Genomic DNA, 24,373 nt, shown 5'->3' on the forward strand with positions numbered 1-24,373 from the left:
GTCGCGCGCGCCTACAACAACACCCCCAGAAAGTGCCTCGGCTTCCGTACCCCCGCCGAGGCATTCCAACTGTTGCACTTCGAATGTGAATCCACATGCTGACCTTCGTCAGCATGAAGACGGAAGATTAGCCCCCCTACCCCTCCACCTGGCTCACGTCGCGCACCGCGCCGCGCGCCGCATTGGTGGTCATCGCCGCGTACGCGCGCAGCGCCGGCGACACCGCCCGCTTGCGGCCGAACGGCTTCCACGCCTTGGCGCCGCGCGCCTCCATCGCCGCGCGGCGCTCGGCCAACACTGCGTCGTCGAGGTCGAGGCGGATGCCGCGGTTGGGGATGTCGATCAGGATCGGGTCGCCGGTCTCGACCAGCGCGATCAGCCCGCCCTCGGCCGCTTCGGGCGAGACATGGCCGATCGACAGCCCTGAAGTGCCGCCCGAGAATCGCCCGTCGGTGATCAGCGCGCAGGCGGCGCCCAGCCCCTTCGACTTCAGATAGCTGGTCGGATAGAGCATTTCCTGCATCCCCGGCCCGCCCTTGGGCCCTTCGTAGCGGATCACCACCACGTCGCCCGCCTCGACCTGATTGCCCAGGATGCCGACGACCGCCGCGTCCTGGCTCTCGTAAACGCGCGCGCGGCCGCGGAAGGTGAGGATCGAATCGTCCACGCCCGCCGTCTTCACGATGCAGCCCTCGGGCGCGAGGTTGCCGAACAGCACCGCGAGGCCGCCGTCCTTGGAGAAGGGGTGTTCGGCCGAGCGGATCACGCCCTTTTCGCGATCGGTGTCGAGGTCTTCCCAGCGCTCGGCCTGGCTGAACGCGGTCTGGGTCGGCACGCCGCCGGGGGCGGCGCGGAAGAAGTCGCGCACCTCCTCGCTGTTGGTGCGGCCGATGTCCCAGCGCGCGAGCGCATCGCTGAGGCTCGGCGCGTGCACCGTCGGCAGGCTCGCGTCGATCAGGCCGGCGCGCTCGAGCTCGCCCAGGATCGCCATGATCCCGCCGGCGCGGTGGACGTCCTCCATGTGGACGTCGCTCTTGGCCGGCGCGACCTTGCACAGGCATGGCACGCGGCGCGACAGCCGGTCGATGTCGGCCATCGTGAAGTCGACCCCGCCCTCCTGCGCCGCCGCCAGCAGATGGAGCACGGTGTTGGTCGAGCCCCCCATCGCGATGTCGAGGCTCATCGCATTCTCGAACGCGCCCAGCGTCGCGATGCCGCGCGGCGTGGCGGTGACGTCGTCCTGTTCGTACCAGCGCTTGGCGAGGTCGACGATCAGATGTCCGGCCTCGCGGAACAGCTTCTCGCGGTCGGCGTGGGTCGCCAGCGTCGATCCGTTGCCCGGCAGCGACAGCCCCAGCGCCTCCGTCAGGCAGTTCATCGAATTGGCGGTGAACATGCCCGAGCAGCTGCCGCAGGTCGGGCAGGCGGAGCGCTCGATGCTCGCCACTTCCTCGTCGCTGTAGCTTTCGTCGGCGGCGACCACCATCGCGTCGACCAGGTCGAGCGCGCGCTTCTTGCCCTTCACCACGACCTTGCCGGCTTCCATCGGCCCGCCGGAGACGAACACCGCCGGCACGTCCAGCCGCAGCGCCGCCATCAGCATGCCGGGGGTGATCTTGTCGCAGTTGGAGATGCACACCATCGCATCGGCGCAATGGGCGTTGACCATGTACTCGACGCTGTCGGCGATCAGTTCGCGGCTGGGCAGCGAATAGAGCATGCCGCCGTGGCCCATCGCGATGCCGTCGTCGACGGCGATGGTGTTGAACTCCTTGGCGACGCCGCCCGCCGCCTCGATCTCGCGCGCGACGAGCTGGCCCAGGTCCTTGAGGTGGACGTGGCCGGGCACGAATTGGGTGAAGCTGTTGACGACGGCGATGATCGGCTTGCCGAAGTCGGAGTCCTTCATCCCCGTCGCACGCCATAGCCCGCGCGCGCCCGCCATGTTGCGGCCGTGAGTGGTGGTGCGGGAACGATATGCAGGCATGGGGCTCTCTCTTCGAAATCGCGCCGCCCCTACGCGACCCGCTGATGCCCCGCAACATTTTATTGCGTATTTGAACGCTACAGCGACATTTAAATATTAGCCCGGAAGGGCGGTGCCGAGACGGCACACCCGTTGGACGATCTAGGTTTACGGCGGCCCGTCCGCTTCTCCTCTGCAGCGCGTCGAGTTGCCGTCGCGGCACAGGCTGCTAAGCCTCGTACGTTGCGGAAAAGGGGAGCGCCGATGATCCGAAAGAGCCTGATCGCCTTGCTGGCCATCACGGGAGCCGCCGGTTTCGGCGCGGCTGCGGCAGAGCAGAGGCTCGGCTTCCTCGCCCCCGGCGAGTTCGACGTCAGCGCGGTGCTCGAGCCGGCGCCGCGCAAGGGCGATCCCCGCTTCGAGACGGACCGGAAGATCTTCAAGGCGACGCGGAAGCTTGCCGGGACGCCGCGCTGGGCGCTTGCGACGAACGATGCGAACTACGCCGTGCCGGCGCTGCTCGCCGACTTCAGCTGCTCGGTCGGCGTCCGGCTGACGCCGGAGAACGCGCCGAAGCTCGTCGCGCTCGTTGAACGGGCGAGCATCGACACCGGCAGCCAGACGGGCCACGCGAAGGAGCGGTTCCAGCGACAGCGCCCGTTCACCTACGACAAGGGGCCGGTGTGCCAGCCCACCGACGAACTCTTCGACCGCCGCGCCGGGCGGATGAGCTACGACTACCCGTCCGGTCACACGACCTGGGGCTGGACCTGGGCGCTGGTCCTGACCGCGGCGGTGCCCGATCGGGCGCAGCAGATCCTCGAACGCGGCCGCGCCTATGGCGACAGCCGCTTCGTCTGCGGCGCGCATAACGAAAGCGCGGTGGAAGCCGGCATGCAGTCGGCCTCGGCGACGATGGCGGTGGTGTCCACCAAGCCCGCGTATCAGGCGGCCTTGCGCGACGTTCGCGCCGAACTCGCCCAGCTGCGCGCGACCGCCTCGACGCCGATCGCCGGGTGCGATGCCGAACGCGCGCTGGTACAGCAACGCGTCATGCCGCAGCTGCACGCGGCACGTGAGAAGCGCGACGCCCGCTAGACAAGAGGAGCCTTCGATGAACGCTCGCGTGCTGGCCGTGGCGCGGGACGCGGCGCATCGCTTCTCCAAGCAGACGGTCGCGGACCTCGCCGTGCTGACGGGGCTCGGCGTCGCGGGGGATGCGCACCATGGCGCGACCGTGCAGCACCGCTCGCGCGTCGCCGCCGATCCCAGCCAGCCCAATCTGCGCCAGGTCCATCTCCTCCATGCCGAGCTGTTCGACGACCTCCGGGCCAAGGGGTTCGACGTGGGGCCCGGCGAGCTGGGCGAGAACGTGACGACGGTCGGCATCGATCTGCTCGGGCTGCCGCGTAACACGGTGCTGGCGATCGGAAGCGAGGTCGCGCTGGAGGTGACGGGGTTGCGGAACCCGTGCGCGCAGATCGAGCGGTTTCGCCCTGGGCTGCTCGCCGCCGTCCTGGATCGCGCACCGGATGGCGCGCTGATCCGGAAAGCCGGCATCATGACCATCGTGCGCGCCGGAGGTTCGATCCGGCCCGGCGACCCGATCGCGGTCACGCTGCCGCCGCCACCCCACCTGCCGCTCCAGCCCGTCTAGCGGGTATCGCCATTCAGCGTCGGAGGCCCGAACTTCCCCTTCCTCCGTTCGCCTCGAGGTGCCGTCGATCTTGTCGAGACGGCGTATCGAGAGGTCGACGCTCGCGGCTCTCTCGATACGGACTCTCGACAAGCTCGATCCCTACTCGAGACGAACGGGAATGGGGGAACGTCAATCCGTCCGAGCCGGCCGACGGGGTCCGAAACCTCTTCCACCCGCCTGTCCGGCGACACCGCGTGGCTCGATGCAGGGAATTCTAAGCCGGAACGGACGCGGGCTCAGAGGCTGGCGAGCATCGCGTCCCAGGAGGCGACCTCGGCCGGCCGCTGCGCGATCACCGTCAGCCCGTCGAGCGCGCCGGTCGCGGGATCGAAGCCGATCCGGCCGTCCCATTCGAAGGTGGCGTTGCCGGCGATCGTCACCTCGGCCGCCGGCGTGGCGCTCGCGCGGACCATGCCGCCGCGGTTGAACACGCGCGCCTCGCGGTCGAACGGGATGCGGCCGGTGCGCGCCGCGGCGTAGGTGGAGGCGGCCATCGCGCTGCCGCAGCTGTTGGTGAGGCCGACGCCGCGCTCATAAGTCCGCACGAACAGCGCTGGCGCCGCCTCGCTGCCGCGCACCTCGACGAAGCTGACGTTGCCGCGGGCGGGGAGCAGCGCGGGCGCGCCCTCGCACCAGTCGCCGAGCGCGACCAGCTCGCCCTCGTCGACGGCATCGACGAAGGCCACCAGATGCGGGTTGGGCATCGCCACCGCGGTGAAGGCGCGGTCGCTCGGCAGCCCGGCGATGGGCGCGTCGATCACCTCAGGCTCGGCGATGCGCAGGCCGACGTCGACCGCGCGCGTCGAGACCGGGCCGACGCGGGTGCGGATCGTCGCGACGCCGGGGGCGAGCTCGGCCTGGCGCTGCGCCTCGGCATCGCTGGTCTTGAGCAGCACGCGCGCGGCGTCGACGCCCAGCCGCTCGAACCCCAGCCGCGCGGTGCAGCGCACGCCGTTGAGGCAGGTCTCCGCCTCGCTGCCGTCGGGATTGAACATCCGCATGCCGAAGGCGTGGGTCGCATCGCCGGCGGTGAGCAGCAGCAGCCCGTCGCCGCCGACCGGACCGGCGCGATCGGCGAGCGCGCGCGCCAGCCGCACCCAGGCGTCTTCGTGCAGCTCCAGGCCGCGCGCGTCGACCAGCGGAAAGTCGTTCCCCGACCCGTGGCATTTGACGAATTCGATCTGCATGGCTGGGCGCTCCTGGAGGACGTTCGCGCATATAGAGGCCGCCGGCGCGGCGTCCACCGCGCGCATTTGGGGCGGACTTGCCCGGGCGGCTGTGCCAAGAAGCAGGGGTGGATCTGTTTCTGACGCTCCTGTTCGCCGGCATCGTCGCGGCGCTCGTCCATATGGCGCGCCGGCTGACGGCGGTGGAACGCGAACTCGAGCAGCTGCGCAGAGCCCCCACCTCGCTGCGCTCGGAAGCGCCGCTCTCTCCGCCGCCGACCGTCGCGGTCCGCACCGAACCGGCCGTCGAGCGCCGCGCCGAACCTGCGTTCGTGGAACGCCCCGTCGAGCAACCGCCGATCGCGCGTCGGCCTGCTCCGCCCGAGACGAGCGTCCCGCCGAAGCCGCGGTTCGAGATGCCGAGCTTCGAGGCGCTGGTCGGCGGCCGGCTGCCTGTCTGGGTCGGCGGCGCCGCGCTGGTGCTGGCGGGCGTGTTCCTCGTCCGGCTGTCGATCGAAAGCGGACTTCTGACGCCGGGCATCCGCACCGCGCTTGCCGGGCTGTTCGCGCTGCTGCTGCTCGCCGGCAGCGAGGCGGCGCGGCGGCTGCCCGCGACGCGCGACGACGCGCGCATCGGCCAGGTGCTCGCCGGCGCGGGGGTCGCGAGCCTCTATGCGACGCTCTATCTGGCCGCCGCGCTCTACCATCTGGTGACGCCGCTCGCCGGCTTCGTGCTGATGCTGGCGATCACCGCCGGCGCGCTCGGGCTGGCGCTGCGCCACGGGCCGCCGACCGCGGTGATGGCGCTGATCGGCGGCTTCGCCGCGCCGCTGGTCGCCGGCTTCGACGCCGCCGGGATCGCGCCGCTGCTGGTCTATCTGGGGCTGTTCGTCGCGGCGCTGCTGTGGCTGGCGGTGGCGCGCGGCTGGACCTGGCTGGCGCTGGCCGCCGGCGCTTCGGCGTTCGGCTGGGCCGGGTTCCTGCTCGCCGCAATCCAAGGCGATGCGGTCGCGGGTGTCGCCGCGTTCATCGTCGCGCTGGCGGTCGGCGTAACGCTGGCGCTGCCCACGGCCGGCATCCGGCGCCCGTGGCTGCGCGCGGCGCCGATGGTCGCGGGGTTCGCGCAGCTGCTGCTCGCCGCCCCGCTGCTCGACTTTGGCCCGCTCGCCTGGAGCTTCTACCTCGTGCTGTCGGCGGCGGCGCTGTTCCTCGCCTGGCGCGACGCCAAGCTGATGCCGGCGCCGCTCGCCGCGCTGGGGCTGGTGCTGCTGCTGATCGGCGTCGGGCTGATGCGCCCCGATCCGGGGATGACGCCGCTCGCCGCGGGAATCGCGACGCTGCTGTTTGCCGTGCCGGGGCTGCTGCTGTCGCGACAGGGCCGCGGCTGGGCGCTGCTCGGCGTCGTCGGCGCCGCGGGGCCGATCCTGGCGGCGCAGCTCGCCGCACCTGGCCTGCTCGCCCCGGCGGCATGGTGCCTGCTCGACCTGCTGCTGGCGGCCGCCTGCGGCTGGCTGAGCTGGCGGCATCGCGATCGCGCCGGCACCACCGACATCGGGCTGGTCGGCGGTACGCTGGCAGCGGCAGTGCTGTTGTGGGTCGGCCTGCAGCAGGTCGTGCCGGCCGCGCTGGTGGCGCTGCCGCTCGCCGCGGCGATGGCGGCGCTCGCCGGCTGGGGACGCGAGACCGGCGATGCGACGCTGCGCCGGCTGACGCTGCTGCCGCTCGCCGGGCTCGTCGCGCTGGCGCTGCCGGCGCTGATCCCGTTCGCCGGCGCGCTCGGCCGCTCGCTCGGCGGCGACCCGCTGCCCTTGCCGCATCTGCCGCCGATCGGCGACGCGCTCCGCTTCCTCGCGCTGCCGACCGCCGCGCTGGTGGCGATCCTGTTCGCCGACCGGCAGAGCTTCGGCTCGGCACGGCGGATCGCGATCGGCGTGGCGGGCGGCGCGGTGCCGCTGCTCGCCTATCTGCTGCTCAAGCAGCCGCTGGCGATCGCGTCGGCCGAAACCTTCGTGGCGGTCGGCTTCGTCGAGCGCGCCGTCCTCACCCAGGCGCTGCTGCTCGCCGGCTGGGCGCTGCTGCGCGCTGGCTGGTTTGCGCGCGGCGCGGTGCTGCTGCTAGCGCTCGGCGGCGCACGCATCCTGTGGTTCGACCTGCTGTGGCTGAACCCCGCCTGGGTGACGCAGGCGGTCGGGCCGATCCCGCTGCTCAACGCCGCGACGCTCCACTTCGCGCTCGCCGCAGGGCTGTTCTGGCTGCTGCCGCCGCGGCGCGGCACCCGCCAGATCGCCGCCGCGCTTGCCCTGCTCGCGCTGTTGGCGACGGTTCGCCAGGCGACGCACGGCAGCGTGATGACCGGCTCGGTCGGCACCGGCGAGAACTGGGGCTATTCGGCCGCGATGCTCGGCCTGTCGCTGTTCTGGCTGTGGCGCGGCATCGCCGCCAAGGCGTCCGACCTGCGCGTGCTGGGCCTGCTGCTGCTCACCGCCACCACCTTCAAGGTGTTCCTGATCGATGCCTCCGCGCTCGAAGGCGTGCTGCGCATCCTGTCGTTCCTGGGGCTGGGCTTCGCGCTGATCGGGATCGGCTGGGGCTATCGCCGCTTCCTCACCGAAGCCGATAGTGCTCCGCCAGCCGATCCAGCGCGAGCGTAAGCACCAGCCGCCCCGCGCGCGCCGGCCAGCCGAGCGCCTTCTCCGCCGCCGGCAGCCCCTCGCCCGCGCAGACCACACGCCACAGCACGTCGGCGAGGCCGGGGCCGGCGGCGGCGATCGCCGCGTCGAAACGCCGCTTGGCCGAAAGCTGCGCCCCGCCCGGCGTTCCCTCCATCGGCGCGCCGCGGCTGCCGCCGGTCGCCGGTGCCGCATCCCAGCGCATCGTCACCCGCGGCCCCAGCGACGCCGCCTCATAGTCGTCGCGCAGCTGCTCGCCCGCGTCGAACTGGCGCGGCGTGACGAGCCCTCGGGCGCGCAGCCACGACAGCGGCGATTCGGCGAGGTTGACGGTGACGCCGCGCCGTCCGCGAAGCGGCGCGCCCTTGCCCACCCGCTCTCCCTCGATCGCTCGTTCCGCCAGTTCGCGCATGCTCGGCTCCTCCGACTCCATACGCGACGGCCCTTGCCACAGCGGCGGGTTTGTAGGACAGGTACAAACCGATATGGTTTGCTGCGGGAGCCGATGATGATCACCGCCATTCGCGAGGTGCGCCGCGCCAAGGGGCTGACGCTGGAGGAGGTGGCGCAGCGCTGCCGTCCGTCCACCACCGCGCAGACGATCGGCCGGCTGGAGACGGGCACGCGCACCGTCTCGATCGGCTGGCTCAACCGCATCGCCGAGGCGCTGGGCGTCGACGCCGCCGATCTGGTCACCCTGCCCGACCGGCCCGACGTACCGGTGGCCGCCGTCCTCGACGCCGACGGCGCCACCGCGCCGCGCCGCGCCGCGACGATCGCGCCGCCGCGGCTGGAGCCGGAACTGGTTGCGGTCACCGTCTCGGGCAGCATCGGCGACTATCGCGCGGGCGACGAGATCTGGTGCGCGCGGATCGCCCCCGATGGCTTTGCCGGCGCGATGAACCGCGACGTGCTGGTGCCGCGTCCGGCGGGCCGCTTCGTGTTCGGCCGGCTGCTGGCGCGCGACGGGACCAAGCTCCACCTGCTGCCGCCGGGCGCGGGCGGGCGCCAGCAGGTGGTGGCCGAACCGGCGTGGATCGCGGTCGCGACGCAGCTGGTACGCACCCTGTGAGCAGGTGCAGCATCGATTGCGTTCGCCAGCCGATGGTGTCGGCGGGATCGACATGGTAGCCAGCGCCATGCCCGCCTCGGCCGCCGCCTCCGCCCGCGAAATCCTCACCCGCCTCCACGACGTGATGGCGTCGCGCAGCCCGGCCCAGGCCAAGCTCAACAGCGTGGTCAACATCATCGGCGAGACGCTCGATAGCGAGGTCTGCTCGATCTACCTGCTGCGCGAGGGGCTGTTCGAGCTGTTCGCCACGGTCGGCCTCGCCGAAGAGGCGGTGCACGTCACCAAGCTCGCGCCCGGAGAGGGGCTGGTCGGCACGATCGCCGCCAATGTCGAGACGCTCAACCTGGCCGAAGCGGCGGCGCACCCGGACTTTGCCTACCGCCCCGAAACCGGCGAGGAGCGCTTCCACAGCTTCGCCGGCGTGCCGATCATCCGCCGCGAGCGCGCGGTCGGCGTGCTCGCGGTGCAGCACACCGATCCGCGCCGCTATGCCGATGTGGAGATCGAGGCGCTGCAGACGGTGGCGATGGTGCTGTCGGAGCTGATCGCCAACGCCGACCTGATCGATTCGACCGCGCCGGGGGCGAGCGCCCGTCCGCAGGCGACCGGCACGGTGCGGGTCAACGGCTTCAAGCTGGTCGAGGGGATGGGGGCGGGCGTGGCGGTGTTCCACCAGCCGCGCATCACCGTCGAGCATACCGTCGCCGAGGATACCGAGGCCGAGCGCCACCGCGTCTATGCCGCGTTCGACAAGATGCGCGAGCAGATCGATCGCATCACCAGCCAGGCCGAGTTCGGCGTCGGCGGCGAGCACGAGGAGGTCATCGCGACCTACAAGATGTTCGCCTATGACGAGGGCTGGTCGCGGCGGATCAACGAGGCGATCGATTCCGGCCTCACTGCCGAGGCGGCGATCGAGCGCGTGCAGCAGCGCACGCGGATGCGGATGCGCGAGATTTCCGACCCGCTGCTCGCCGACCGCATGCACGACCTGGAGGACCTGTCCAACCGGCTGCTGCGGATCGTGTCGGGCCAGCTCGGCACCGCGGCGCAGCTGGGCCTCAGGCAGGACACGATCCTGATCGCGCGCAATCTGGGACCGGCCGAGCTTCTCGAATACGACCGCCGCCGGCTGAAGGGCGTGGTGCTGGAGGAGGGCTCGCTCACCGCCCACGTCACCATCGTCGCCCGCGCGATGGGGGTGCCGGTGCTCGGCCGGGTGCGCGACGTGCGCCGGCTGATCTCCGAGGGCGACCGGCTGCTGCTCAATTCGGTCGAGGACTATCTGGTGATCCGCCCGACCGCGGATCTGGAGGAGGCGTTCGACGCCAAGCTGCTTTATACGCAGCGGCGGCGTGCGGCGTTCGCGGCGCTGCGCAGCGAACCGCCGGTGACGCGCGACGGCCACCGCGTGACGCTGATGGTCAACGCCGGGCTGCGCGACGACGCCGCCGCGCTCGACCTGACCGGCGCCGACGGCATCGGGCTGTTCCGCACCGAGTTCCAGTTCCTCGTCTCCGCCACCCTGCCCTCCCGGGAACGACAGCAGCGGCTGTATCGCGAGGTGCTGGAGGTGGCGGGCGACCGGCCGGTCGTGTTCCGCACCGTCGACATCGGCGGCGACAAGGCGCTGCCCTATCTCGACAGCGGCGACCACGAGGAAGAGAATCCGGCGATGGGCTGGCGCGCGCTGCGGCTGGCGCTGACCCGCGAAGGACTGATGAAGGCGCAAGCGCGCGCGCTGATCGAGGCGGCCGCCGGCCGCACGCTCAACGTCATGTTCCCGATGGTGTCCGAGCCCTGGGAGTTCGAGCAGGCGCGCGCGCTGTTCGAGCGGCAGCGCGAATGGGTCGCCTCGCGCGGACGCAAGCTGCCGCTGGAGATCCGCTACGGCGCGATGCTGGAGGTGCCCGCGCTCGCCGAGGTCCTCGACCTGCTGTTTCCGAAGCTCGACTTCCTGTCGATCGGTACCAACGACCTCACCCAGTTCCTGTTCGCCGCCGACCGCGCGCACCCGCAGCTGGCGCTGCGCTACGACTGGCTGAGCCCGGCGATCCTGCGCTTCCTGCGCCGCATCGTCCGCGCGACGCGGGACGCCGGCATCCCCGTCACCGTCTGCGGCGAGATGGGCGGGCGGCCGCTGGAGGCGATGGCGCTGCTCGGGCTCGGCATCGACCGGCTTTCGATCACCCCGGCGGCCGTAGGACCCGTCAAGGCAATGGTCCGTTCGCTCGATCGCGCGGCGATCGCCGCCGAGGTCGAGCGGCTGCTCGCGGCGCCCCCTGCGGACATGCGCGCGGCGCTGACCGACTGGGCGGTGGAAAATGGGGTTGAACTGGCGTGAAACGGCGGCGGACGCGGCGCACGCGGCGTTGACACAGGTGTACGCCTGTCGGAAACCTCCGCGCGGCGGCGGGGACCGGACGAAGAAGCACTATCCCCCGCTTGGAGAATGGAATGGGTGAGGGCGAGGGCACCGTGGACCGGGCCTCGACAGCGATGAAGGCGGGCGAGCGGTTGCGGCAGGCGCGCGAGGCGCAGGGCCTCGACCTTGCCGAGGTGGCGGCGCGCACCCGGATTCCGCAGCGGCATCTGGAAGCGATCGAGACCTCCAACTTCTCGCAACTGCCTTCGACCACCTATGCGATGGGGTTCGGCCGCTCCTACGCGCGCGCCGTCGGCGTCGACGAGGTCGCGCTGGCCCGCGATCTGCGCCGCGAGCTCGACACCGGCTATCAGCGGCGCGAGCCCAAGCCCGACCTCCAGCCGCACGCGCCGCCGCGCCTGCCGTCGCGCGGCCTCGCCAACGGCGGGCTGATCGCGGTGGTGGTGATCCTGATCCTGCTCGCGCTGTGGTTCGGCACGACGCTGCTGCGCGGCGACGACACGCCGCCGGCACCGGCTGCGACGGCGGAGAGCGAACTGGGCGTGCTGCCGATCCCCAGCGCCTCGCCCGAGACTGCTCCGGCCGCCCCGACCAGCGGCGGCCAGGTGACGCTGACCGCCACCGACGAGGTGTGGGTGCGCGTCTACGACGCCAGCGGCAAGGCGCTGTTCGAAAAGACGATGACGGCGGGCGAACGCTACGACGTGCCGACCGACGCCAACGGCCCGATGATCAACATCGGCCGTCCGGACAAGCTGGCGGTGACGATCAACGGATCGTCGGTGGCGCCGCTCGGCAGCGGGGCGCGCCCGATCAAGGACATCGGCGTCAGCGCCCAGGCATTGCGCGCGCGCGACGCCGCGCCGGCCGACGGCGCGGCCGCCGCGCCGCAGGGCTGAACAGCACCCGCGAATGCGCCGGTCCGTCCGAAAAAGGACGCCGGCGCAACTTCCTAAAGGTCGCTTAAGGCTGGCGACAGCATCGGCGGGCGATTAGGGTCGCCTTGTTTCCAATTCCCACCGGGGGGTGTGACGACATGCGTATCCTCATGACGCTTCCGCTTCTCGCGGCCGGCCTCGCCGTTTCGGTTCCCGCCACCGCGCAGAGCGGACTCGATGGACGGGTCAACAAGCTGGAGCGCGAGATGCGCGCGGTGCAGCGCAAGGTGTTCCCGGGCGGCGCGCTCGCGCAGGTCGAGCCGCAGATCACCGCGCCGCAGACGCCGCTCGAAGCGCCCGGCTCGCCCGCCGGCAGCCCGATCGCCAACCTCGAAGCGCGGGTCGCCGCGCTCGAATCGCAGCAGATGACGCTCACCGGCCAAGTGGAGCAGGCGCAGTACAAGCTCCGCCAGGCCGAGGAAGCGTTCAACGCCTACAAGCGCGCGACCGACGCGCGGCTGACCGCGCTCGAAGGCGGCGGTGCCGGCACGGCCCCCGCGTCGGCGGTCGAGGGCGAGATACCCCCGCCCGCGCCCTCCCGCGGCCCCGGCAACGGCGGCGGCACGCTCCAGCTTCCCGGCAGCGGCGGCGCGGCCACGCCGCCGGCAACGGCCGCTGCGGACGTCTCGGCAACCGGCGTGGAAAAGCCGGCGCCGAGCGGCGATCCGGCCGAGGACGCCTATGTCTACGGCTACCGCCTGTGGGCCGCCAAACAATATGGCGCCGCGGAAAAGCAGCTGAAGACCGTGGTCGACAAATATCCCAAGCACCGCCGTGCGAGCTGGGCACAGAACCTGATCGGCCGCGCCTATCTGGACGACGGCAAGCCGAGCCTCGCCTCGATCGCCTTCTACGACAACTACAAGAAGATGCCGGACGGCGAGCGTGCCCCCGACAGTCTCTTCTACCTCGCCGACGCGCTGGTGCAGCTCAAGAAGCCCAAGGACGCGTGCGAGGTCTATTCCGAACTGACCGACGTCTATGCCGACCGGATTTCGGCGAGCATGAAGGCCGATGTCCAGCGCGGGCGCGCCGCCGCCAAGTGCAGCTGACCCGGTGACGCTCGATCCGGCGGCGGTCGCGCGGTTCGCGCACGACCTGGCCGCCGCGATCGGCGCCCCGCGCGCGGGCCGGATCGCGCTCGCCGTGTCGGGCGGGCCCGATTCGATGGCGATGCTGGCGCTGGCGCAGGCCGCGCTGCCCGGCCGCATCCTCGCCGCCACCGTCGACCACCGGCTGCGCGCCGACGCCGCCGACGAAGCCGCCATGGTCGCGCGCTGGTGCGCCGATGCCGATATCCCCCACGCCACCCTCTCCCCTGCCCGGCCGCCGCACGGCGCGAGCCTCCAGGCGCAGGCGCGGCAGTTGCGCTACGACCTGCTCGGCGAGTGGGCGCTGTCGCACGACGCCGCGGCGCTGCTCACCGCCCACCACGCCGACGACCAGGCCGAGACCTTCCTGATGCGCGCGGTGCGCGGCTCGGGTCCGGCCGGGCTGGCCGGCATCCGCGCACGCTGGACGTGGCAGCCCGCGCGCTGGCGCGGCCGAGCGGACGCCGAGGGTCCGGCGCTGATCGTCGCGCGGCCGCTGCTCGGCTGGCGCCGCGCGACGCTACGCGCGCTTGCCGCCGGGGTGCCGTTCGTCGACGATCCCTCGAACGCCGATCCGCGCCACGACCGCACCGGCGTCCGCACGCTGCTTGCCGAGGCGCCGCTGCTCGACGTTCCGGGGCTCGCCGATGCGGCGCGGCATTGTGCGGAGAGCGATGCCGCGCTCGCCGAGGTCGTCGTCTGGCTGGAGCGTGAGCGGTTGCACGCCGCCGAGGACGACGAACGCCGCGTCGACGTCCGCGGCCTCCCCCGCGAGCTTCGCCGTCGACTCGCTCGCCGCGCGATCGCGCACGTCCGCGACGCCGGCCGTAGCGAGGGCAGCTGGTCGGACGCCACCAATATCGAGCCGCTGCTCGACGCGCTGGAGGCGGGCGGCAGCGCGACCCAGGCGGGGGTGCTCGCCTCCGCACGCGGCGACGATTGGCGATTCCGCCCCGCCCCGCCGCGTCGATCACGCTGATCGACGTTGTTCCATTGCCATTCATCCGGCGCGGCCTATCTTGCGGAGACGAAGAGGTACGCGCTTTCATGAACGACAACGACAAGCAGCCCGGCCCCGACAACGGCGGCAACGGCAATCCCTGGATGCGGAGCCTGCTGATCTGGGTGGGCATCCTGATGGCGCTGGCGCTGTTCGTGGCGATGTTCGACCGCCCGGGCACCCAGGCGGGCGGCACGGCGATCCCCTATTCGACGTTCCTCGACCGGGTCGAGGAGGGGTCGGTCAAGGACGTCAACGTCTCCGCCAACGTGATCTCGGGTACCCAGGCGAACGGCGAGAAGTTTCGCACCTATGCGATGGACGACCCGCAGCTCACAGAGCGGCTGCGCAAGGCGGGCGTGACGATCACCGCGCGTCCGGAGGACGGCCCCTCGATCTGGCAGTATATGCTGGTGCAGGCGCTGCCCTTCCTCCTCTTCCTCGGCATCGCCTTCTTTGTCGTGCGCCAGATGCAGAAGGGCGGCGGCGCCAACGGTGCGATGGGCTTCGGCAAGTCGCGCGCCCGCATGCTCACGCAGAAGGAAGGCAAGGTCACCTTCGACGACGTCGCCGGCATCGACGAGGCGCGCGAGGAGCTCCAGGAGATCGTCGAGTTCCTGAAGGACCCGACGAAGTTCGCGCGGCTGGGCGGCAAGATCCCCAAGGGCGCGCTGCTGGTCGGCTCGCCCGGCACCGGCAAGACGCTGCTCGCCCGCGCGATCGCGGGCGAGGCGGGCGTGCCGTTCTTCACCATCTCCGGCTCGGACTTCGTCGAGATGTTCGTCGGCGTCGGTGCGAGCCGCGTGCGCGACATGTTCGAACAGGCCAAGAAGTCGGCGCCGTGCATCGTCTTCATCGACGAGATCGACGCGGTCGGCCGCCATCGCGGCGCGGGTCTGGGCAACGGCAACGACGAGCGCGAGCAGACGCTCAACCAGCTGCTGGTCGAGATGGACGGCTTCGAGGCGAACGAGGGCATCATCATCATCGCGGCGACCAACCGCCCCGACGTGCTCGATCCGGCGCTGCTGCGACCGGGCCGCTTCGACCGCCAGGTCGTGGTGCCGCGCCCCGACATCGAGGGCCGCATCAAGATCCTGCAGGTCCACATGAAGAAGGTGCCGCTGGCGCCCGACGTCGACGCCCGCACCATCGCGCGCGGCACGCCGGGCTTCTCGGGCGCGGACCTCGCCAACCTCGTCAACGAAGCGGCGCTGATGGCGGCGCGCAAGGGCAAGCGGCTGGTCGCGAACCTCGAGTTCGAAGAAGCCAAGGACAAGGTGATGATGGGCGCCGAGCGGCGTTCGATGGTGATGACCGACGACGAGAAGCGGATGACCGCCTATCACGAGGCCGGCCACGCCATTGTCTCGCTCCACGAGCCGGCGTCGGACCCGATCCACAAGGCGACGATCATCCCGCGCGGCCGTGCGCTGGGCATGGTGATGCGCCTTCCGGAGCGCGATTCGTACAGCTATCACCGCGACAAGATGTACGCGAACCTGTCGGTGGCGATGGGCGGTCGCATCGCCGAGGAGATCATCTTCGGCTACGACAAGGTCTCGTCGGGCGCCTCTGGCGACATCCAGCAGGCGACCAGCCTCGCCCGCGACATGGTCACCCGCTGGGGCATGTCCGACGCGGTCGGCCCGGTCGAGTACGCCGAGCCGCAGGGCGAGAGCTTCCTCGGCTATTCGCAGTCGGCGCCGGCGCGCATGTCGAACAAGACCGCCGAACTGATCGATAACGAGATCAAGCGCATCGTCGAGGGCGGCCTGACCCGCGCGCGCGACGTGCTCACCGAGCATGTCGACCAGCTCCACACGCTGGCCGGCGCGCTGCTCGAGTACGAGACGCTGAGCGGCGATGAGATCAAGCGCCTGATCGCCGGCGAGGACCTGGGCCGCCCGACCGACGGCCCTGCCCGCCCGGTCGCCGCCGCGGGCACCTCGATCCCCAAGACGCGACGCACGCAGGGACCGTTCGGCAACCCCAGCCCCGCCGGCGCCTGAACGATCCGACCGGAAAGGAAAAACCCCTTCGCGACTCCCTCGCGGAGGGGTTTTTCTTTGGCGCGCTCCCAAACCGCGACCGTGCTCCTGCGCAGGCAGGAGCCTAGGGTTCGGAACGCTGCCGTCGCCCCGCCGGACCCTGGGCCCCTGCCTCCGCAGGGGCACAACCGCGGTCGCACTAAGTCGGATCGATATTCCCACGCTCCCGTTAGTCTCGAGTAGGGATCGAGCTTGTCGAGAGCCCGTATCGAGAGAGCCGCGAGCGGAGCGGCAATGGATCCTGACCTTCGTCAGGTTGACGGGAGGACGCGTCGCGCGCCGCCTGCAAAGGTCCCGCCGGTCCGCGGGCGCGGCAGCTGGCGCTACGCCTCAGCCCATCACCCCCAGCACGACGAGCAGCGACAGGAACAGCGACAGCACCACCACCACGATCCCCATCAGCGCGATCGTACGCCATGCCGCACTCCAGAACCCCAGCCGGTAGGCCCCGCGCAGCTGCAGGAACATGTGCAGCGGCGGCGCGAACAGCAGCCACTCGTCGATCCGCGACAGCGCCGGCGACAGGCTGAGGAGCGTCATCACCACGAACAGCAGGTTCATGAAGCCGATCGAGTAGGTCACGAAGATCGCGTGGTCGTACATCCGGATGCCGCGACTGAACGGGAACAGCAGCCACAGGAACGGCAGCGACAGCGGGATCAGCGCCCAGCTGAATTTGTAGCTGCTCGACTTGATCTTGTAGAGCAGCAGCTCCGGGTTCTGCAGCTTGTGGCCGAGCTTGGGATAGCCCTGCGCCTCCAGTTTGGTTCCGATCTGCCGCAGGTTGGCGGGCACGCCACGCGCGCGCTCGCTGCCCTGCGCCGCCGCCAGCTCCTGCTCGACCGCGAAACGTTCGATCTGCAGCGCGCGCAATCCCGGGCCGGTCGCGCCGCCGTCGGCGATCGCACGGTCGATCTCGGCAAGGCGCGCGCGGCCGCGTGCGGCGTCCTGCGGATCGAGCTTGAGGATGCGGTCCGGGACCTGCTCCTCGTGCATCCAGTTGCCGACCCCGGCCCAGCCGAACACCGCGAACATCAGGAACATGGTGAAGAGGAACAGCGCCAGCGGCGACACGAACCGCGCCCGCTCGCCCTCGATATAGCGGCGGGTGAGCTCGCCCGGCCGTGCGACCAGCATCGGCAGCGTGTGCCAGATCCGGCCTTCGAAATGGAACACGCCGTGCAGCAGGTCGTGGCCCACCGAGTGGAGCGTCCGGTGGATGTGCCCGGCCTGGCCGCAGCGGTGGCAGTGCGGCCCGACCAGCGCCGTCCCGCAGTTGAGGCACAGCGCCGCCTCGCCCGACGGAGAACCGTGCGGTCCGTGTCCTCCGCCAGACCCCGGCGCCACCGCGCGCGCGAACACTGCCCCCGTGGCGATGCCGCCCCCTGCCTCCACGTCCCCCATGACCCGAGACGCTATCAGCTTCGTTCCGGCTGTCGAGAGGCTTTGGGAGGCGCGATCGGCCATGCTAGGCAGGCGACATGAACGCCCAGCCGCCCGAGGACGCCGTCGCCACCATCCGCGCGATGGGGACGCGCGCCCGCGCCGCCGCGCGACAGCTCGCCGCGCTGCCGACCGCGACCAAGGCCGCCGCGCTGCGCGCCGCCGCCGCCGCGATCCGTGCCGACGCCCCCGCGATCCTGGCGGCGAACGCGCAGGACATGGCGCGGGAGCAGGAGCGCGGGCTGAGCGCGGCGCTGCTCGACCGGTTGCGGCTCGACGAGGCGCGGATCGCGGCGACCGCGGCGGGGGTGGAGGCGATCGCCGCGCTGCCCGATCCGGTCGGCGAGACGCTGTCGCAGGATCGCCGCCCCAACGGGCTGGAACTGCGCCGCGTGCGCGTGCCGATCGGCGTGATCGGCATCGTCTACGAAAGCCGCCCCAACGTCACCGCCGATGCGGGCGCGCTGTGCGTGATGGCAGGGAATGCGGCGATCCTGCGCGGCGGGTCCGAGGCGATCGAGAGCAACCGCGCGCTCCACGCGGCGATGCTGCGCGGACTGGCGGAGGGCGGCGCGCCGGCCGACGCGGTGCAGCTGGTCCCCACCACCGATCGCGCGGCGGTGGGCGCGATGCTGACCGCCGAAGGGCTGATCGACATGGTCGTGCCGCGTGGCGGCAAGAGCCTGGTCGCGCGTGTCCAGGCGGAGGCGCGGGTGCCGGTGCTCGCGCATCTGGACGGCATCAACCACAGCTATGTCGATGCCGCCGCCGATCCGGCGATGGCGCGCAGCCTGGTGGTCAACGCCAAGCTGCGCCGCACCGGCATCTGTGGGGCGACCGAGACGCTGCTGGTCGACCGCGGCTTCGCCGACCCCGCGCCGCTGCTCGCCGCGCTCGCCGACGCCGGCTGCGAGCTCCGCGGCGACGGCGAGGTGCAGGCGATCGACGCGCGAGTCCGGCCCGCTGACGACGCCGACTGGGACACCGAATATCTCGACGCGATCCTGTCGGTGCGGCTGGTCGACGGCGTCGACGGGGCGATGGCGCACATCGCCCGGCACAGTTCGGGCCACACCGACGCGATCGTCACCGAGGATGCCGCCACCGCCCGGCGGTTCCTCGCCGGGGTCGATTCGGCGATCGTGATGTGGAACGCCTCGACCCAGTTCGCCGACGGCGGCGAGTTCGGGCTGGGTGCGGAGATCGGCATTTCGACCGGGCGGCTGCACGCACGCGGGCCGGTCGCGCTGGAGGGGCTCACCACCTACAAGTGGACGGTGACGGGAACCGGCCAGACCCGGCCCTGAGGCGCGCGCCGGACGCGCACCCGTTGCGGCCGGCGGCGGTTGCTGGCATCGGCCGCCCATGTCCCGCATCGGTCTTCTCGGCGGCTCGTTCAACCCGGCGCATCGCGGCCATCGCGGCATCTCGCTCCAGGCGATCCGCGCGCTGGAGCTCGACGAACTGTGGTGGCTGGTGTCGCCCGGCAACCCGCTGAAGGACGATGCGTCCGATATGGCGCCCTTCGCCGCGCGGCTCGCCTCGGCGGAGCGGATGGCGCGGCACTCGCGGATCCGCGCGACCGACATCGAGCGCCGGCTGGGCACGCGCTACACGCTCGACACGCTGCGCAAGCTCAAGGCGCGCTTCCCCGACCATCGCTTCGTCTGGGTGATGGGAGCGGACAATCTGGCGCAGTTCCACCGCTGGCGCGGGTGGCGCGAAATCGCGCGCACCATGCCGATTGCGGTGATCGCGCGTCCGGGGTATGATCGGCGCGCCCGCGCAAGTGTCGCGATGGGCTGGCTGCGGCGCCATGCGCGGCCCGCAGGCCAGGCGAAACGATGGACGAAGTGGAGTCTGCCGGCACTCGTGTTGCTGCGCTTCCGCCCCGATCCGACGTCGGCGACCGGCATTCGTGCCGCCGATCCCGCCTGGCACCGGCACAGCAAGCCGCACCATGATCCTGCGCGCACGGCCACGAAAGGCTAGGAGACAAGTTGCCCAACCCCTCTTCCGCACGCGAAGGCGGTACCGACGAGATCGAGGCCCTGCATCGCCTCGTGCTCAGCTCGCTCGACGACGACCAGGCGGTCGAAACCGTGTCGATCCCGCTCGCCGGCAAGTCCAGCATCGCCGACTATATGGTCGTCGCCTCCGGCCGCTCGAGCCGTCAGGTCGCGTCGATGGCGACCAAGCTCGCCGAGAAGGTGAAGGCCGAGTTCGGCCGGAGCCCGCGCGTCGAGGGGCTGCCGACCGCCGACTGGGTGCTGATCGACGCGGGCGACGTGATCGTCCACCTGTTCCGTCCCGAGGTGCGCAGCTTCTACAATCTGGAGCGCATGTGGGCGTTCGGCGACGCCCCCCCGGCACCCGCCACCGCCGCCACCGCCTGACCCTTTCGCGCCCGTGCTGCTGCATATCGTCGCACGCGGGCGCATCGGTCGCAGCCCCGAAGCCGAGCTGGTCGACCGCTATCTCAAGCGCGTGACCTGGCCGACGCGAGTCACCGAGCTTCCCGACAAGGGCGGCCGCGTGCCGCCGCGGGAGCCCGGCAGCCGCATCGTGATGCTCGACGAGACCGGCCGCGACCTGCCCTCGCGCGACTTCGCGCAGATCCTGGGGCGGTGGCGCGACGACGGCGTGCGCGAGGCGCGCTTCCTGATCGGTGCTGCCGACGGCTTCGACGACGCCGACCGTGCCGAGGCCGACCTGCTGGTCTCGTTCGGCCGGCTGACGTGGCCGCACATGATGGCGCGGGCGATGCTCGCCGAGCAATTGTGGCGGGCCGCCAGCATCCTCGCCAACCACCCCTACCACCGCGAAGGCTGATGCGCGCGTTCCCGCGAGCTTTGGCCGCGCTGCTCGTCCTGCTCGCGGGCACCGCCTCGGTGGGCGCCGCCCCCTCCCCGCTCGACGTCCAGCGCGACCGGCTGCGCACTGCGAAAGCCGATGCCGCGCGCGCCGCCGAGCGCGCCCGCGCGCTCGAACGGCAGGCCGCCGCCGCCAGCACCGCTGCCGACCGAGCGGCCGTCCGCCGGCGCAGCATGGCCGCGCGCATCGCCGCGGCCGAAGCGGACTATCGCGCCGCCGAGGCGCGGGTCGCGGTCGTCGGACGGCTGCTCGCCGAGCGCCAGCAGGAGCTGGCCGAGCGGCGCCGGCCGATCGTGCGGCTGATGGCGGCGCTCCAGTCGCTCGCCCGGCGCCCGGCCGTGGCCGCGGTGGCGCAGCCGGGCACGACCGCCGACGCGGTCCACGTCCGCGCGGTGCTCGCGACGGTGCTTCCCGCGGTCCACCGCCGCACCGCCGCGGTGCGCACCGAACTGGCCGAGGTGCATCGCACCCGCCGCGACGCCGGGGCTGCCGTGCAGGCACGCGCCGCGAGCCGCCAGGCGCTGGAGAGCGAGCGGCTCGAACTGGTGCGGCTGGAGGCGGCGGAGCGGCTGCGCTCGCGCACGCTGGGCCGCACCGCACTGGTCGAATCGGACCGCGCCATCGCGCTCGGCGAACGCGCGCGCGACATCGTCGAGCAGATGCAGCAGACGCAGATCGCCGCCGCGACCGAGGACCAGCTCGCCTCGCTGTCGGGGCCGCTGCTTCGCCCGGAGCCCGACCCGCCGGGGCGTCGCCGCTCGCCCTATCGGCTGCCGGTGGCGGGCCGCGTCGCGACCGGCTTCGGCGAGATTTCCGACGCGGGCGTGCGCGCACGCGGGCTGACGCTGACCGTGAAGCCGGGCGCCGCGGTGGTGGCGCCGCTCGCCGGCCGCGTGCTCCTCGCCCGGCGGTTCCGCAGCTACGGCACGATCGTGCTGCTCGACCACGGCGACGGCTGGACGACGCTGATCACCGGACTCGACCGCGCAGCCGTACGGCGCGGCGTCACCGTCGCCACCGGCGCCCCGCTCGGGACGGCGCCGGGCGGCGACGCGCCGCACGTCACCGTCGAGCTGCGCCGGCGCGGCGAGCCGATCGACCTGGCGGCGATGCTCGGCTGAGGCACGCCTTCAGAGTTCCTTTTACGCGGCCTCGCTTTGCCGCTATTCCGGTGCAGCATGTCCGTTCATAAGGTTCCCCGCATGGTCCGCCCGCTTCTTCAGGCCACCGCGATCGTGGGCGCGCTGGCGCTCGTGCCGATCGCCAACGGCGCCTTGGCGCAGGCCGACAGCGACAGCTATCGCGAGCTCGACAGCTTCATGGACGTCTACAACCGCGTCCGAGCGTCTTATGTCGACCAGGTCGACGACAAGGTGCTGGTGAAGGGTGCGATCCAGGGGATGCTCTCGGCCCTCGATCCGCACAGCTCCTATGTCGACGCGCTCGACTTCGACAACATGCGCATCGCGACCGAGGGCAACTACGGCGGGCTGGGCCTGACGGTGACGATGGTCGACGGCGCGATCAAGGTGATCGCCCCGACCGAGGACACGCCGGCGGCACGCGCGGGCATCAAGGCGGGCGACTTCATCACCCACATCGACGGCAAGCTGATCTACGGCGGTTCGCTCGACGAGGCGATCGCGCAGATGCGCGGCCCCGCCAACACCAAAGTCACGCTGACGCTGGTCCGTCCGGGCCAGGAAAAGCCGATTACCGCCACGATGACGCGCGAGATCATCGTCCAAAAGCCCGTGAAGTGGGAGGTGAAGGACGGCATCGGCATCATCAACATCAACACCTTCTCCGCCCAGACCGGCGCCGACACGCGCGCCGCGATCGCCGCGATCGACAAGTCGCTGGGCCGCAAGCCGCTCGGCTACGTCGTCGACCTGCGCGAGAACGGCGGCGGCCTGCTGAACGAGGCGATCGAGGTGTCGGACGTGTTCCTCGACCACGGCGAGATCGTCTCGCAGCGCGGCCGCGAAAAGACCGACATCGAACGCTATTATGCGGAGAAGGGCGATCTGGCGCAGGGGCTGCCGGTGATCGTGCTGGTCGATTCGGGCACCGCCTCCGCGTCCGAGATCGTCGCCGGCGCGCTCCAGGACCACCACCGCGCGATCGTGATGGGCGAGCGGACCTTCGGCAAGGGATCGGTGCAGACGCTGCTGCCGCTCGGGCCGCAGACGGCGCTGCGCCTCACCACCGCGCGCTACTACACGCCGTCGGGCCGATCGGTGCAGGAAGGCGGGATCGAGCCGGACCTGAAGGTGCCGCAGATTTCCGACCCCGACTACAAGGACCGGCCGGTGTTCCGCGAGGCCGACCTGCGCCGCCACCTGATCAACGAGGCCAAGGTCGACAATTCGGTGCTGGAGGACGACGGCAAGGACGACCCCCGCTTCACCGAAAGCGCCGAGGCGCTCAAGAAGCGCGGGATCGAGGACTTCCAGCTCCACTACGCGCTGCAGACGCTCGGCCGGCTCGGCCCGGCGCCGCGCGCGGTGGCGACCGCCTCGCCGGCGCGGAAGCGCTGAGCGTGCGCAGCCGCAACATCCAGGCGGCGCGCTGGCTCGCGCTGCTCGCGCCGCTGGCGCTGATGGCGGGCGCGCTCGGCTCGCAGTTCTTCGGCGGGCTCTATCCGTGCGAGATGTGCCACTGGCAGCGCTGGCCGCACTATGCCGCGATCGCGCTGGCGGTGCTGAGCTTCCTGGTGCCCCGCACCTCGGCGCGGGTCGCGCTGGTGGTGCTGGCGGGGGTCGCCATCGCGATCAGCGGTGCGATCGGCGTCTTCCACGCCGGCGTCGAATATGGCTGGTGGCAGGGCATCACCGGCTGCTCGACGCCGTTCTCTGGCGGCAGCGCCAACATGCTCGACACGATCATGAAGGCGCCGGTGATCCGCTGCGACGTGCCGCAATGGACGCTCGCCGGGATCTCGCTCGCCGGATACAATGCGATCTTTTCGCTCGCTGCCGCGTTGGCGATCTTCGTGATGGTGGGAAAACGAACATGAGCCGCTGGCGGCCCGGCGACCGGCGCGAGCCGGTGCCCCAGATGATCCGGGTGGATCAGGCGGGCGAATATGGCGCGACGCGCATCTATGCCGGGCAGCTGGCGGTGATGGGCGATCGCACCCGGCTGGCACGCGAGATCGTCGGCATGGCCAAGCAGGAGGAGCGCCACCGCGCCTGGTTCGACGCGCGGATCGTCGAGCGCGGCGTGCGCCCCACCCTGCTCCAGCCGATCTGGAACGTCGCCGGCTTCGCGCTGGGTGCCGTCACCGCCGCGATCGGCCCGGAGGCGGCGATGGCCTGCACCGCCGCGGTCGAGACCGAGATCGACAAGCATTACGACCAGCAGCTCGCCGAGCTGCGCGACGACGAGCCCGAGCTGTCGGCCGCGGTGCGCGAGTTCCAGGCCGAGGAACTGGAGCACAAGGAAGCCGCCCTCGCGCACGGGGCCGAACAGGCGGTCGGCTATCCGGTGCTGTCCGCCGCGATCCGGCTCGGCTGCCGGCTGGCGATCGGCATTTCGAAACGCATATGAGGTTGCCGCGTTGACCGGTGGCAACAGGAGACGATCGATGGCGAAATGGATGCTGATGGCGGTGATCGGCCTGGGTGCGCCGGTGCTGGGACTGTCCGCACCCGCAGTCGCCCAGAACGCGGCGCAGAACGGCGTGCTGGTGATCTACGGCAACGACAAATGCCCGACCAACAGCAGCGGCGAGGAGATCGTCGTGTGCGTGCGCCGCGGCGAGGAAGAGCGCTTCCGCATCCCCAAGGAACTGCGCACCACCGAGGTGTCGCCCGACCAGCAGAGCTGGGCCGTGCGCCAGCAGTCGGCCCTGGAAGCGGGCCAGACCGGCGTCGGCAGCTGCGGCGTCGTCGGTGCCGCCAGCCAATCGGGCTGTTTCGTGCAGGAGGCGAACCGCTGGCGCGCCGAGCGCCGCGCCCGCCAGGCCGAAGCGGAGGCATCCGTCCCCTGAGGGCCGCGGCCGTGCCTGCCATTG

The 24,373-nt window shown here is 71.6% G+C and carries 21 protein-coding genes and 1 pseudogene; 18 read left to right on the top strand and 4 right to left on the bottom strand.

All coding sequences use genetic code 11. The annotated features are described in order from the left end of the window. Positions 1–136 precede the first annotated feature (136 nt). A complete protein-coding gene (gene ilvD / locus ACBY01_RS07830) occupies positions 137–1,987 on the bottom strand; it encodes a dihydroxy-acid dehydratase (protein WP_416460247.1) in 1,851 nt (616 codons plus the stop codon). 243 nt (positions 1,988–2,230) lie between these two features. On the opposite strand from ilvD, the gene ACBY01_RS07835 reads away from it, so the two are divergent. Both ACBY01_RS07835 and ACBY01_RS07840 read left to right on the top strand, forming a co-directional pair. Further along, entirely contained in the window at positions 2,231–3,064 is an 834-nt protein-coding gene (locus ACBY01_RS07835) for an acid phosphatase (RefSeq protein WP_416460248.1), read from the top strand. 16 nt (positions 3,065–3,080) lie between these two features. Continuing rightward, positions 3,081–3,623, top strand: a complete 543-nt coding sequence (locus ACBY01_RS07840; RefSeq protein WP_416460249.1) for an MOSC domain-containing protein — start codon at positions 3,081–3,083, stop codon at positions 3,621–3,623. 278 nt (positions 3,624–3,901) lie between these two features. Here the strand turns inward: ACBY01_RS07840 and dapF are convergent, their stop codons facing one another. Further along, a complete protein-coding gene (dapF, locus tag ACBY01_RS07845) occupies positions 3,902–4,852 on the bottom strand; it encodes a diaminopimelate epimerase (protein WP_416460250.1) in 951 nt (316 codons plus the stop codon). Between the two features lie 107 nt (positions 4,853–4,959). Between dapF and ACBY01_RS07850 the strand changes: the two genes are divergently transcribed. Then, positions 4,960–7,482, top strand: a complete 2,523-nt coding sequence (locus ACBY01_RS07850) for a DUF2339 domain-containing protein (RefSeq protein ID WP_416460251.1) — start codon at positions 4,960–4,962, stop codon at positions 7,480–7,482. Here ACBY01_RS07850 and ACBY01_RS07855 read toward each other — a convergent pair. Beyond that, entirely contained in the window at positions 7,436–7,912 is a 477-nt protein-coding gene (locus ACBY01_RS07855; protein WP_416460252.1) for a DUF6456 domain-containing protein, read from the bottom strand. The two genes, ACBY01_RS07850 and ACBY01_RS07855, sit on opposite strands and share 47 nt — an antisense overlap. Before the next feature lie 96 nt (positions 7,913–8,008). On the opposite strand from ACBY01_RS07855, the gene ACBY01_RS07860 reads away from it, so the two are divergent. The 6 genes from ACBY01_RS07860 (at position 8,009) to ftsH (ending at position 15,999) form a co-directional block, all read left to right on the top strand. Next, positions 8,009–8,572, top strand: a complete 564-nt coding sequence (locus tag ACBY01_RS07860) for a helix-turn-helix domain-containing protein (protein WP_416460327.1) — start codon at positions 8,009–8,011, stop codon at positions 8,570–8,572. Positions 8,573–8,639: 67 nt separating this feature from the next. Further along, a complete protein-coding gene (gene ptsP, locus ACBY01_RS07865; RefSeq protein WP_416460328.1) occupies positions 8,640–10,916 on the top strand; it encodes a phosphoenolpyruvate--protein phosphotransferase in 2,277 nt (758 codons plus the stop codon). 113 nt (positions 10,917–11,029) lie between these two features. Further along, positions 11,030–11,857 carry a RodZ domain-containing protein gene (locus ACBY01_RS07870; protein ID WP_416460253.1) on the top strand — a complete coding sequence of 276 codons (828 nt, stop codon included), beginning with the start codon at positions 11,030–11,032 and terminating at the stop codon, positions 11,855–11,857. Between the two features lie 149 nt (positions 11,858–12,006). After that, positions 12,007–12,948 (top strand): hypothetical protein, encoded by a 942-nt coding sequence (locus tag ACBY01_RS07875; RefSeq protein WP_416460254.1) that lies wholly within the window; start codon positions 12,007–12,009, stop codon positions 12,946–12,948. Continuing rightward, positions 12,911–13,966: a tRNA lysidine(34) synthetase TilS gene (gene tilS, locus ACBY01_RS07880; RefSeq protein WP_416460255.1), complete on the top strand. Its 1,056-nt coding sequence runs from the start codon at positions 12,911–12,913 to the stop codon at positions 13,964–13,966. Before ACBY01_RS07875 ends, tilS begins: the two co-directional genes overlap by 38 nt. A 68-nt stretch (positions 13,967–14,034) precedes the next feature. After that, positions 14,035–15,999, top strand: coding sequence for an ATP-dependent zinc metalloprotease FtsH (ftsH, locus tag ACBY01_RS07885; RefSeq protein ID WP_416460256.1), 1,965 nt, complete (start codon positions 14,035–14,037; stop codon positions 15,997–15,999). Positions 16,000–16,368: 369 nt separating this feature from the next. Here the strand turns inward: ftsH and ACBY01_RS07890 are convergent, their stop codons facing one another. Beyond that, positions 16,369–17,442 carry a DUF3667 domain-containing protein gene (locus ACBY01_RS07890; RefSeq protein ID WP_416460257.1) on the bottom strand — a complete coding sequence of 358 codons (1,074 nt, stop codon included), beginning with the start codon at positions 17,440–17,442 and terminating at the stop codon, positions 16,369–16,371. 77 nt (positions 17,443–17,519) lie between these two features. Between ACBY01_RS07890 and ACBY01_RS07895 the strand changes: the two genes are divergently transcribed. The 9 genes and pseudogenes from ACBY01_RS07895 to ACBY01_RS07935 all read left to right on the top strand — a co-directional run bounded on the left by ACBY01_RS07895 (position 17,520) and on the right by ACBY01_RS07935 (position 24,349). Next, a complete protein-coding gene (locus ACBY01_RS07895) occupies positions 17,520–18,788 on the top strand; it encodes a glutamate-5-semialdehyde dehydrogenase (RefSeq protein ID WP_416460258.1) in 1,269 nt (422 codons plus the stop codon). A 52-nt stretch (positions 18,789–18,840) separates the two neighbouring features. Further along, positions 18,841–19,473 (top strand): annotated as a pseudogene (locus ACBY01_RS07900) (nicotinate-nucleotide adenylyltransferase); the annotation flags it as partial. An 8-nt stretch (positions 19,474–19,481) separates the two neighbouring features. Then, a complete protein-coding gene (gene rsfS / locus ACBY01_RS07905) occupies positions 19,482–19,877 on the top strand; it encodes a ribosome silencing factor (RefSeq protein WP_416460259.1) in 396 nt (131 codons plus the stop codon). A gap of 13 nt (positions 19,878–19,890) precedes the next feature. After that, positions 19,891–20,313 carry a 23S rRNA (pseudouridine(1915)-N(3))-methyltransferase RlmH gene (locus ACBY01_RS07910; protein WP_416460260.1) on the top strand — a complete coding sequence of 141 codons (423 nt, stop codon included), beginning with the start codon at positions 19,891–19,893 and terminating at the stop codon, positions 20,311–20,313. Then, positions 20,313–21,476, top strand: coding sequence for a murein hydrolase activator EnvC family protein (locus tag ACBY01_RS07915; protein ID WP_416460261.1), 1,164 nt, complete (start codon positions 20,313–20,315; stop codon positions 21,474–21,476). The genes ACBY01_RS07910 and ACBY01_RS07915 overlap by 1 nt, the downstream gene beginning before the upstream one ends. 81 nt (positions 21,477–21,557) lie before the next feature. Beyond that, entirely contained in the window at positions 21,558–22,895 is a 1,338-nt protein-coding gene (locus ACBY01_RS07920) for a S41 family peptidase (protein ID WP_416460262.1), read from the top strand. Next, positions 22,892–23,374, top strand: a complete 483-nt coding sequence (locus ACBY01_RS07925; protein WP_416460329.1) for a disulfide bond formation protein B — start codon at positions 22,892–22,894, stop codon at positions 23,372–23,374. Before ACBY01_RS07920 ends, ACBY01_RS07925 begins: the two co-directional genes overlap by 4 nt. Next, entirely contained in the window at positions 23,371–23,907 is a 537-nt protein-coding gene (locus ACBY01_RS07930) for a demethoxyubiquinone hydroxylase family protein (protein ID WP_416460263.1), read from the top strand. The genes ACBY01_RS07925 and ACBY01_RS07930 overlap by 4 nt, the downstream gene beginning before the upstream one ends. A 37-nt stretch (positions 23,908–23,944) precedes the next feature. Beyond that, the gene (locus ACBY01_RS07935) at positions 23,945–24,349 is read left to right on the top strand and encodes a hypothetical protein (protein ID WP_416460264.1); all 405 of its coding nucleotides are present in this window, start codon (positions 23,945–23,947) and stop codon (positions 24,347–24,349) included. The last annotated feature ends 24 nt before the right edge of the window (positions 24,350–24,373 follow it).

The organism is Sphingomonas mangrovi, assembly GCF_047975845.1.
In the GTDB taxonomy this organism is placed as follows: Bacteria; Pseudomonadota; Alphaproteobacteria; order Sphingomonadales; family Sphingomonadaceae; genus Sphingomonas.